This is a genomic window from Enterobacter sp. (genome assembly GCF_977039595.1).
In genome coordinates, this window is record NZ_CDRQYH010000018.1 from 51,475 (window position 1) to 62,265 (window position 10,791).

Genomic DNA, 10,791 nt, shown 5'->3' on the forward strand with positions numbered 1-10,791 from the left:
ATCAGTACTCCAGTTTTAACGTGATATCGTCGCTGTAGGTACCTGCCTGGGCGGTTGTCAGCGCCCCGGCTTCAATGACGCCATACAGGGTTTCCTCCTGTTCCGCACCGTTGCCGGTATCGTCCAGGCCATTCGTGCCGGTGATTTGCGTCTGTTTGCCTTCGTCGGCAAAGAGTTTCCACGCAATCTTCTGTGCGCCCGTTTCGCCGTTTTCCGGCTTCAGCCAGAAGGTTCCATTTTCCCCGTCGTTGCTGGTGGCGGTGAGGGTGAAAGGCGTGCCGTTGGTACAGACGATATCGACCTGCGTTTTGGCCTGGATTTCGCTCGACTCATCGGAGCCGTGACGTGAGAAGTTGAGGTCGTTGGCTTTTAGGGTGCATGACTTTACGACCTCAAGTGATACGTGCATCGTCGCGCTTGCGCTACTGTCTGCGGCGATCGCAGCAGCAGGAAGCAGGAGAACGGAACAACATGCAACGGTGGGAAAAATTTTCATGATTTTATTTCCTGACGTGAGTAACAGTGGAATTACAAAGCGAATGACTGAGCGTCCAGCAGGCAGAGTTTTCGATGGAATTCCGCCAGGCTGTGGCAGCAAAATTTGTTCATCGCGTTACGCTTGTGGGTGTAGATCGTTTTAGGGGACTTATTCATGATTTTTGCGATGCGAACCGGACTGAATCCTTTATGGAGCAACATGCAAACCCGTCTCTCCTGATACGAGAGCATGGCGGCGTTTTCGAAGGCGAATGTCGTGTCGCTAAAACAGTGGCTTAGCTGCGCAAAAGAGAGGTTGTCCGCGACCACTCGGACCCGCTCGTTGCGCAGGAAGGCGTGAACGTCGCAGACCCGCGCTGCATCCGTAAATACCAGCCAGTTCTCTCCAACGTGTGTATTGAGTAGCCGTTCCTGCAGGCGCAAAAGCCCTTCCGGATTAACGTCATGGATCCAATACATCTCCGGGCGAGGGGTAACGGCTGTCGAGATCAGCGAAGTGAGGCCAAGCCATAAAAACGTATTCCCGCTCAGAACGATAACCTGATAACCAGCATTCAGAATGAAAGGGGTCATTTTCTACCCCACAGATAGCCCTGGCCGTAATCGGCCGCGCTGGCGCGGGCCAGCGCGAAATCACCCGCGGTTTCGATGCCTTCGATCAGTACCTTGCTGGCGACGCGCTTGCACTGGCGGGTGAGATGCAGAAACTTTGCCTGCTCGGTCCGTCCGTTCCAGAAGGTATGTTTGTCAATTTTGATGCCGCAGAAGCGGATCTGGCTGGTCAAAAGTTCGGGAAGAAGGTCTTCGCAAACATCGTCTGCCCACACTTCTATTCCCCACTGATGTAGCGTTGCGATGCATTTCCGCAGCGCCCGGCTTTGCGTATCGTCGAGTTGTACCATCGTATGGAGATCGGTGACCTCGATAGCAAGTCTCTCCGGGCAGGGTGTTTCTTCTTTGAGCCTGTCGAGGAAGTCCGTTTCCAGCAGTAAATCCGATGTCGCATTGAGGTAATACTTGTCGCCCTCTTCGCAAAACATGGCATGACGAAGCTGCGCAAAGAAGTGCGCCTTACGCTGCGTCGAGGACATCGAGCCAAAGTAATCTTCAAGATCGACGTGTGGCTTTGCCGTGGACAATACCTCCCAGGCAATCACATTTTCGCTGCGCAGGGCCCGGATGGATTCGAACTTATAGCCGGTTAGCATGATAAAAGTGCGTAACGCTCCGTGGTGATTTCAGGAGCTGCACATTTTATTGATTTGGTTTTTGGCGGGATATTTATAGATAAAAATGGTTTATATAAAGTGTTTTTATCTAATTTATAAGACTTATAAAGGATTATTTATTTTCATAAGCGCCCGACAGAATGCCGGGCGCAACGCGCATTAACCCGCTTTGCTGATGATTTTGATTTCGACCATGCCAATTCCGATCTCGCGCGGTGAATGCCCAAGGATATTTCCCTCATTCGTGGACTGCGGGTCCGGTGGCACGATCACCAGGGTATCGCTGCGCGAAGGATTCTCAAAATGTAGCGTGTGCGTGCTCACGTCGTATCCAAGCGTTAACGTCTGCTCCCGATCCCCCACGCGCACGGGTACGGGCTTGTTAGCATTGGGGCCATACGCTCTGGCGGTGATCACCAGGTCGAACTGTTCCGGCAGCGGATGGGCGTATTCAATTTTCACCTCATTGCCCAGCTGCGCGTTGGACCAGCGCCCCCAGGACTCCGGACGCGAGATGCCGCTAAACTGCTTCACTTCTTCCGGTGCGCCGGCCACGTTAAAGATAAAGCTATCCGCTTTGTAGCGAATATCGTTATCGCTAATTTTCAGCATGTCGATGTTGTGCTGATAGCGCGCGGTATCAATCACCGTATCGTTGAACGCGGTTTTGCCCTTCCACTGCGCCTTATCCACGTGCTGCACGGTTTGCTCCCCGCCGAGCTGACCCTGAGAGACGCACCAGTCGGTAGAAAGCGCCAGCGGCTGCGACCAGAGCTGGCCCATTTTGTAGCATCGGTCGACCCAGACAAAATTATCGCGTGGCGCGAAATCGGCCAGCTGATAGCGCAGCGGCGCGGAATATTCGCTTTCCGGCAGCGGCTCAACGCGCCCTTCCGACACGCGCACCAGCAGCGGCAGACGGAAGCTGCTGCCCGAGAAGGCAATCGTGTTTTTATCCCGATCGACGGTGAAGTCCTTCATCTCTTTCGGGAAGTTCCACAGGCGGATAATGTCTGGCTTCCAGGCGAGGATTTTATCCTTCATGTTGAGGAACACTTCCGACAGGGACTGCCCCGACAGCGTGCTGCGGCCAAGGCCAATAAAGTTGTCGCCGCCCAGAATGTCCAGCACGGTTGCGCCGTTATCCATGGAATTGCGTTTGGTGGCGATGACCTCCTGCTGCGGCTGGTCACCGCGCAGGACGAAGAACAGGTTGCTGCGATCCTGCTTATTGAGCTGATCCCATGCGCTGTTTTTCATCGCCAGATGGTCAGACGAGACGACGATGACGGTATTTTTAAACCAGGGCGAGGCTTTGATTTTCTCGACCAGCGCGGCAATGTGTTCCTGACTGCAGGTGACGGCGCTGAAAGATTTGTTGTTTTTGCCGTCCACGTCATAGCTTTTGCGTTTGCAGCTGCGCGAGACAAATCCGTCCGGATGATGTGTGTCCACCGTCAGCGCAAAGAGAGAGAAACGCTTGCCCGCGCGGGACAGCTCCTCGAATTTCTTCCAGGTTTCGTCGAGTACCGTATCGTCATAGAAGCCCCAGTCGTTGCGGTAGCTCGGATCGGCAACCGTCGTTTTTAACTCTTCTGAGCCATACAGGTGGTCAAAACCGTGGGATTTCAGGAACACATCTTTTCCGGCAAAGCGCAGGTTTGCCCCCTGCACAAAATAGTTTTCGTAGCCGGAATTTTTCAGGATATCGCCGAGGCAAATATTCTGCGGGAAGAAGGTCGACATGGAGGCTGAGGCGTTACCTTCAAAAGGCGCGAACAGCGGAATACCGCACTGGGAGGCAACCATCCCGGCAATCGTATAATCCGTACCGGGCAACTGCATGGTGTGGCTGAAATCGAGCCCTTCATTTTTCAGCGCACCCAGGTCCGGCGTCAGCTCCGGGAATGCATCGTTATCAAAGTACGTGCGTTCCAGGCTTTCACCGTAGATATAGACCAGGTTGAGCTTCGGGTTGGCGATCGTTTTCGACGGTTCTTTGTAGTAAGCCACGAAATCCGGATCGCCGTCGCGCGACTGCGATTTCACCAGCTCGGTGATCTGATGGAATGCCGGGCTGGCGTCGACGGAGGCCAGCGCCAGGAATAACGCCAGCAGGCTGTAGCCATGATGGTGCGGATGATGGCGACGTCGACGCAGCACCCAGGCCAGTGCGCCAAATATCGTCACCAGCGCGACGATAAGGCCCAGCCCCGGCAGAATGTACTTGCCCACACCCGCGCCCGTCAGGCTGTTCGTCAGCGTGTAGAGTACCGCATCGTTAATACCGTCACCGGTAAAGTAATCGCTGGCGTATAAGGTAATGTTTAAAATAATAAAAATGCCGAGCACCACCAGCGTGGCGATAAACCACCAGGTGTTACGGCCGGCTTTCCACGCGTAAACGCCGACAGAAGCCAGAAAAAGGATAAGAGATATGAATTCAGACAACAGCATATCCTCGTGATGCCAGATAATTCGCTGGCTAACTGTTTATTTTTTGGGTCATACAATGTAATTGCGATGTCGTTAAGCTGCAATTTTAGTGTCACGAAAGTGTGCTGTTGTTAGGATTTGGTTTAGAAAATCGTTTTTATGAAGATGTGCACATCCTGACAAACGGACGCTGAGGCGGTGGCAGGTGGGGAAAACGCTCATTTAGCGCCGCGCTGCAAGACTATCGCATTAAACGCGGCGTGTTGTGGCAGAAAATGGGATGGATCAGGAGATGAAATTAACGCCTTGTTTCAGCACCAGATCGCAGGCTTTGGTTTTCACCTGTTTTGCCAGAGAAGAGTTGCCGAGGGTGCTCAGATTCAGCTGCTGCCCATTTTGTGCGTTAAGCAGGCCCTGAATGCCGTCCATATAGTTGGTGTCCGCTTTTTGCTCCTGGGTATCCAGACCCAGTTTACCCAACACCTGGTTTTTCACGTTTTGCGCATCGGTCACGGAGGCCAGCTTTTGCTTCGCGCAATATTCCAGAATCCCCGCCGCGTTGTTCATCGTGCCCGCACTCAGATTCTGGGAGCTGTTGCCCAGCAGGCTGGTAAGAGAAGAGGCGGAGAGTCCACCCTGAGAGCTGCTGCTCTCTTTGGTCAGCTCATTTGCTGCGCTTGACAGGGACTCCTGCCAGGACGCCGCTTGCACTGCGCCGGTCACCAGCAGCGCGCCTAAAAAGGTGCTGATTAGAATCTGTTTTTTCATTATGGCTCTCTCAAAAAGGTCCGTTTTGGGCCGAGGGGTTCCAGTATATACCTATGCCCTGTCGGCGATTCCTGGAACTGTCTTAATACTCTTTGCCGGTGACGCGGCTGCGGTAGCTTTCCCAGTCGAAAATGACATACAGGCTGTTACCCAGCTTCATGCGGTCCATGACGCGTTCACCTAATAAGCGGGTCATTTCGTCGATGTTGTGGTTCGTCAGCATGCCGGTGGGGCGTTTGGACGAGGAGCGGCGATCGACAATCTGGTTGATGATCACTTTTTCATAGCGGGATTCCGTCTGAACACCAATCTCGTCGATGACCAGTAAATCGACATTGCTTAAATCATTAAGCAATTGCTCTTCGCTGGTTTCGCGGTTGCTGAAGGTGTCTTTCATCGCGGACATGATATCGGCCACGGTGATGATGAGGACCGATTTACCGCGCAGAAGCAGCTCATTGCAGATGGCGGCTGCAAGGTGATTTTTGCCGGTACCCGGCTTGCCGCTAAAGATAAAGCTGGCGATATTGCCGTCGAATTCATCCACATACTGCCGTGCGGCGGCAAGGGCGTTCATCTGCCCGTTGGTCTCGATTTTATAGTTATCGAACGAGCAGTTCTGGTGCAGGGGACGGATACCGGAACGGTTAAAGGTGCGCTGCATTTTCATCGCCCTGTTTTCCCTTGCGAGCGCGGCGGCGCGGATCTTGCCTTGCTCTTTTTGCCACGCCAGCAGCTCTTCACCGGTGGTGAAAGCAGGCTTCACGTTGGCAGGCATCATTTTTTGCAGACGTTTCATCAGGTCGCCGACGTTCTTCATTTCGCACCTCGGAATCCGCTGGGGATCTGTTTATCCGGTTCTGAAAACGCGTTGATGTCGCGTTTTGGCTGGCCATTGTTGCCGGCGCGGGTAATTTGCAGATGACGCGCGAGCTTTTGCTGCCACTGAATATGGGTGAAGATTTTCCCTTCCGCCTGCCACCAGGCAGTAAACGCGGCAAGCTCTTCCGCGGTGGCCGGTTGGGTTAACGCAATCCCCCACAGCGCGGCCTGCCGCTGAAAATCCGCATCCGGCTGCCAGCCCGCGTACAGGGCAAATTTTCCCATTGGAACGGTCACGGGAACGTTGACCGGCTCATCAAAGAACTGGTTGTCCAGCGTGACATCGCTCGCCGGGCGTGACAGTTGCGCTTCAATCTCCAGAAGCTGTGCCAGGCGTTCCGGCGTGATTGCGTAGAACGCCGGCGCGTTGTCGGCAAAAACGGCTACCGTGCCGCCTTCGGCGTGGGTCAACACACCGCGTGGGTCGCGCATAAAGGCATCAATGCCAGCAATGCTGGTGGTCAGAATTCTGGAGGACATAACGCTTACTCTACTGATTACTACGGGCGTGATATGGGCTTATGGTAGCACAGAGAGGGGAAAGGGAAGGAGGGGATTTCCCCGGTGGCGCTGCGCTTACTAGGGCTACAGTCGTAGGCAGAATAAGCGCAGCGCCATCAGGCAGTTATCACGCAATGATGTTCAGCGTGACGTCGATGTTGCCGCGGGTCGCGTTAGAGTACGGGCAAACAATGTGTGCCGCATCGACCAGCTTTTTAGCTTCCGCAGGATCCATACCTTCAACATGGATGTTCAGCTTTGCTTCGATACCAAAACCGGTTGGCAGCGGGCCAATCCCCACTTCGCCTTCAATATAGGCATCTTTTGGCAGGGTGAATTTGTCGCGTGCGGCCACGAACTTCATCGCGCCCAGGAAGCAGGCAGAGTAGCCCGCAGCAAACAGCTGCTCAGGGTTAGTCACTTCTCCGCCCATGCCGCCCATCTCTTTTGGCACACCCAGTTTGACGTCCAGTACGCCATCGGAGGAGGTGGCACGGCCGTCACGGCCACCGGTGGCTTTTGCTTTGGCGGTATAAACAACTTTTTCTAAAGACATGGCAGGTTCCTCATCTTGTTTTGATATGTGCTATTAAATAGCGTGCGATATATATGGGTAAATAATAACGCGTAAAGTATAGCGTTACGCGCGGTGTAGCTGTTGTCGCAAAAGTTCGAGCTCCTGTTTGAGCGTCACCAGAGTGTCAGTATCACACTGCGCTGCGCAACCCACCGCATCGGGGATACCCCGTGCCTGCTGCTGAAGTTCACGTCCCGTTTCACTCAGGGTGACGGCGACCTGACGTTCGTCTTTGCGTGAACGGTGGCGGTTGATTAGGCCGGCACTTTCCAGCCGCTTCAACAGCGGCGTCAGCGTCGCAGAGTCCAGAAACAGCCGTTCGCCGATGTCCGACACCGTTATGTCATCCTGCTCCCACAGCACCAGCATCACCAGATATTGCGGGTAAGTCAGGTTCAGCGGTGCCAGCAGCTGCCGGTACAGCTTATTAAGCGCCAGATTTGCCGAATAGAGAGCAAAGCAGAGCTGGTTATCCAGCTTGAGCGCAGCGGTTGCGTCGTTCGTTTTCGCGTTCATGAGATGAATATAGATAGTGTGCGATTTAATTGCAAGCAATTTTATGGGCAGGTGTAACGGAGCGCTACCTGAACGGCCATTTTGCGGTAGTGCTCGCGCTGAGCCTGTTCGTCTGCGCCATCTTCAAACAACAGCGTAAAGGTGTAGCTGTTGGCAACGTAGTGAAAGCTGAAGCTGCTTATCAGGCGGTGAAGATCTCGGGCGTCAACGGTCTGGCTGAATAGCTGTTTTTCTTTGCCCCGGAGCAGGATGCCCTCCAGCAGGTCGAGCGCGCTACGGTTGACTTGGCGAAGATAGTTCGACTGCTGCATAAAGCGGCCGCGCTGCATGTTTTCCATGCAGATAATCCGGATGTAATCCGGATGGTCGGCATGATAGTCAAAGGTAGCTTCAACCAGATTGACCAGCGCTTCGACGGGAGGCATTCCCGCCAGGCTAAGTGCTTTTTCACTGGCGCGAATCTGAGTGTAAACATGTTCCAGAACCAGGAGATAGAGGTTCTCTTTATTCTTAAAATGGTAAACCACCATGCGTTTGGTCGTACCCGCTTTCTCCGCGATCTGCTCCATGCGGGCACCGTTCAATCCATACTCGGCAAAAAGCGCGATGGCGCTCTGAAAGATTTTCTCTTTCAGGCTAGATTCTTCGCTGTGCTCGGGGTGTTCGCTGTCAGGGTTAGCCACATCCTTTCCTTATTTTCACCAAACGGACCAGAAGGATTATCTCCACGGCAGCGAAATAACACAAATATCAAACTCGTGGGCGTTTGCGGTACAGCCACAGCCCGGGGATCGACAGCCCGATAGAGAGCGCGCCAACGATGGACGACGCCTTAAGAAAGTTGCTCAGAAGAAGGATCATCTGAGGTTCGGTGTAGCCAAAATGGCTGATTTTCACCGCGGAAATCATCGCTGTGTACGCAGATATGCCCGGGAACATCGGGATAACGGCGGCGACGGTGAACACTTTGGGATGCGCCAGATACCAGCGCGACCACTGGATACCGATACTGCCAACCAGCATGGAAGCCATAAATGTTGACCATTCGATGTTTAAACCCGCCGTCATCATCACCATTCGCGAGCCATGGCCAATCGCGCCCAGCAGGGCACACCATGGCAACGCGCGTTGCGGAACGTTAAATACCATCGCAAAGCCGACGGCAGGAATGGCGGCCAGAAGCATGTCCTGTGCCAGCGCCAGCAGAAAATCTATCACGCCCATCCGCGTAACCCCCAGAGTGTCATGGCCATGACCACGCCGATGCAGGTCGCCAGCGTCAGCAGGCTGGCAATAGCCCAGCGTGCCAGACCTGTATTGATGTGCCCCTTAAACATGTCCGCGACGGCGTTTATCAACGGAAAGCCCGGGACCAACAGAAGCACGCTGGCGGCCATAGCAATCGTCGGGGTGCTGGCAAACTGCGGCAGGCGCAGCAGCAGACCGGAAACCGTGGTGGCGACAAACGCGGTAATGCAGAAGTTAATTTGCGGATGCAGCTGTCGGTGCGTCAGCAACTGACGAACATACATGGCGATACTGCTGGCGAAAAAGGTGACGATCGCACCGTCCCAGCCGCCTTTATTGAGCTTACAAAAGCAGGCGCACGACAGCCCTACCATCAACACGACAAGCCAGCGCGGATAACGTAATGGCTTAATTTGGCTGAACCTTTTTTCAATCTCCCGAAGTTCGAGAAGCTTATGTTCAGCAAGGATGACGATGTGCTGCACTTCGGTCACGACGTGCATGTTAATGCCACGGTCATGGTTTTTGCGGGTGGAGGTCAGGCACTGACCGTCTTTGATCGTGGTCAGCACAATGGCGTTGGATGAAATAGCGCTTTCAACGCTATCCATACCCAGCGCCAGTCCCAGTCGGGTGGAAAGCTCCTCAACCAGCGCGCTTTCCGCGCCGTGCTGGAGCAGAAAAAGACCGCACTGGATACATAGCCGCGTGATAGCACGCTGCGTTGACCGATCTGCCTGCATGTATTGTCCTGAAAAAGGGTGAAAGTTGCCGGTTGGCCCATAGCGATTACTTTTAACACAAAGTGCAGTGTCTCTTGCTGTGGGTCAGATCAAGGTTTATGCAAACAGTTGCCGCCCCTTAGTGCGGAAGAGGTTGGGATTAATTTATCATTTTCATGAATAATTAATATTGAAAGATAAGTTATTTATATTTAGTTATTCTAATTTTATATTGTAGTTATTTTAATGGCACTGCAATTAAATTTTGTTTCACTTTGTGAGATATTAGTGCTGTTTAGGCATTTCTTATACTAACAATACATCTCATCTTCTACTTGTATTAACCTGCATTACACTCAGGGACAAAAATACTCATACGTTGATGCGTTTTAATGTCACTCATCAAACGAAGAATGGACACGGAGGGTCTATGTTGTCATTGCACGGTAAGCATAGCGTTATCATTAGCCGGATACCTGTGATGCAAAACGGGTTAGGGGGCGTGATGACTCGCAATTTCCCCGATTTTGAATTGACCTATTGCAGCTCATTGCAGGAGTTAACTCTGCTCCAGTTACGCCGCGCTGACGTCATCATTGCCGACATTTCAGGCGAATACTGGAATCCTCGGGGCGCGCTCGAAGAGTATTTCAGTTTAATGAATCAATACCGGGATATTCACTGGATCTTTTTAGTTTCGCGACCACTTAACCCTATTGCCGTTGAGTTACTTGTGCGCCCTGAAAGTACGTTGCTTTCTGATATGGAACCTATTGAAGGCTTAGTTAACGCTGTACGGGCAGGACGAGAACGCGCAGAGCGGGTAAGCCAGATGTTGTTAACCCCGGAACCTCTAAGTTCAGAGGAGGAAAACGAACATCTTATCGCTCTCACGCACTCCGAACGCAAGGTACTGAGACTTTTAGGTAAAGGATGGGGGATCAACCAAATCGCTACATTGCTCAAGAAGAGCAATAAAACCATCAGTGCGCAGAAAAACAGTGCGATGCGACGACTTTCATTACGTAGTAATGCAGATATGTACGCCTGGATAAACAGTTCACAGGGAATGAGAGAGCTGAGTTTGATGTCAGCCTATGGAGAGTTCGAAGAATGGAAAAAACCGATTCAACAAGCCATATTGCCATCGTCGAAAATTGCACGATGAGTGCTGTTGGGCTAAAGCATCTTTTTGCGATGCCAGGCCTGAATCATTATCAACTGCATCTGTTTAGTGAATTTGACAGTTTTAAGAAAGCACTTCAGCACGTCAATTTTTTCTCGCTGATCGGCTTTGTTGAATAAATCAGATTTCGGGTAAGTCTCCCCCGTAGCGGGTTGTGTTTTCAGGCAATACGCACGCTTTCAGGCATACCTGCTTTCGTCATTTTGTTCAGCGCTCGTACCAGGGCCA

13 protein-coding genes and 1 pseudogene are annotated in these 10,791 nt (G+C 52.6%); 2 read left to right on the forward strand and 12 right to left on the reverse strand.

The features are described 5' to 3' along the window. Position 1: 1 nt before the first annotated feature. From ACWYRJ_RS08075 to ACWYRJ_RS08130, 12 genes are all read right to left on the reverse strand, one after another. The gene (locus ACWYRJ_RS08075; RefSeq protein ID WP_149367755.1) at positions 2-496 is read right to left on the reverse strand and encodes a Csu type fimbrial protein; all 495 of its coding nucleotides are present in this window, start codon (positions 494-496) and stop codon (positions 2-4) included. 32 nt (positions 497-528) lie between these two features. Continuing rightward, the gene (locus tag ACWYRJ_RS08080) at positions 529-1,071 is read right to left on the reverse strand and encodes a helix-turn-helix transcriptional regulator (protein ID WP_455507703.1); all 543 of its coding nucleotides are present in this window, start codon (positions 1,069-1,071) and stop codon (positions 529-531) included. Next, positions 1,068-1,706 (reverse strand): EAL domain-containing protein, encoded by a 639-nt coding sequence (locus tag ACWYRJ_RS08085; protein ID WP_149367753.1) that lies wholly within the window; start codon positions 1,704-1,706, stop codon positions 1,068-1,070. Before ACWYRJ_RS08085 ends, ACWYRJ_RS08080 begins: the two co-directional genes overlap by 4 nt. A gap of 180 nt (positions 1,707-1,886) precedes the next feature. Further along, on the reverse strand, positions 1,887-4,178 hold the full coding sequence (opgB, locus tag ACWYRJ_RS08090) for a phosphatidylglycerol--membrane-oligosaccharide glycerophosphotransferase (protein WP_455507704.1): 2,292 nt from the start codon (positions 4,176-4,178) through the stop codon (positions 1,887-1,889). A gap of 270 nt (positions 4,179-4,448) precedes the next feature. Further along, positions 4,449-4,931 carry a DUF2501 domain-containing protein gene (locus ACWYRJ_RS08095; RefSeq protein WP_455507705.1) on the reverse strand — a complete coding sequence of 161 codons (483 nt, stop codon included), beginning with the start codon at positions 4,929-4,931 and terminating at the stop codon, positions 4,449-4,451. An 82-nt stretch (positions 4,932-5,013) separates the two neighbouring features. Then, positions 5,014-5,751: a DNA replication protein DnaC gene (gene dnaC / locus ACWYRJ_RS08100; protein ID WP_014168503.1), complete on the reverse strand. Its 738-nt coding sequence runs from the start codon at positions 5,749-5,751 to the stop codon at positions 5,014-5,016. After that, positions 5,748-6,293, reverse strand: a complete 546-nt coding sequence (dnaT, locus tag ACWYRJ_RS08105; RefSeq protein ID WP_271368914.1) for a primosomal protein DnaT — start codon at positions 6,291-6,293, stop codon at positions 5,748-5,750. Before dnaT ends, dnaC begins: the two co-directional genes overlap by 4 nt. 148 nt (positions 6,294-6,441) lie before the next feature. After that, on the reverse strand, positions 6,442-6,870 hold the full coding sequence (locus ACWYRJ_RS08110; protein WP_111964104.1) for an organic hydroperoxide resistance protein: 429 nt from the start codon (positions 6,868-6,870) through the stop codon (positions 6,442-6,444). An 84-nt stretch (positions 6,871-6,954) separates the two neighbouring features. Continuing rightward, positions 6,955-7,407, reverse strand: coding sequence for a MarR family winged helix-turn-helix transcriptional regulator (locus ACWYRJ_RS08115; RefSeq protein ID WP_127729540.1), 453 nt, complete (start codon positions 7,405-7,407; stop codon positions 6,955-6,957). Positions 7,408-7,448: 41 nt separating this feature from the next. Beyond that, positions 7,449-8,090: a TetR family transcriptional regulator gene (locus ACWYRJ_RS08120; protein ID WP_223581156.1), complete on the reverse strand. Its 642-nt coding sequence runs from the start codon at positions 8,088-8,090 to the stop codon at positions 7,449-7,451. 67 nt (positions 8,091-8,157) lie between these two features. Further along, positions 8,158-8,631, reverse strand: coding sequence for a threonine/serine exporter (locus ACWYRJ_RS08125; RefSeq protein ID WP_414149440.1), 474 nt, complete (start codon positions 8,629-8,631; stop codon positions 8,158-8,160). Beyond that, positions 8,622-9,398 (reverse strand): threonine/serine exporter family protein, encoded by a 777-nt coding sequence (locus ACWYRJ_RS08130; RefSeq protein ID WP_115876516.1) that lies wholly within the window; start codon positions 9,396-9,398, stop codon positions 8,622-8,624. The genes ACWYRJ_RS08125 and ACWYRJ_RS08130 overlap by 10 nt, the downstream gene beginning before the upstream one ends. 409 nt (positions 9,399-9,807) lie before the next feature. On the opposite strand from ACWYRJ_RS08130, the gene ACWYRJ_RS08135 reads away from it, so the two are divergent. Both ACWYRJ_RS08135 and ACWYRJ_RS08140 read left to right on the forward strand, forming a co-directional pair. Beyond that, positions 9,808-10,545, forward strand: a complete 738-nt coding sequence (locus ACWYRJ_RS08135) for a helix-turn-helix transcriptional regulator (protein WP_111964101.1) — start codon at positions 9,808-9,810, stop codon at positions 10,543-10,545. After that, positions 10,542-10,667 (forward strand): annotated as a pseudogene (locus tag ACWYRJ_RS08140) (DNA-binding transcriptional activator BglJ); the annotation flags it as partial. The gene ACWYRJ_RS08135 and the pseudogene ACWYRJ_RS08140, both read left to right, overlap by 4 nt. Positions 10,668-10,791 lie beyond the last annotated feature (124 nt).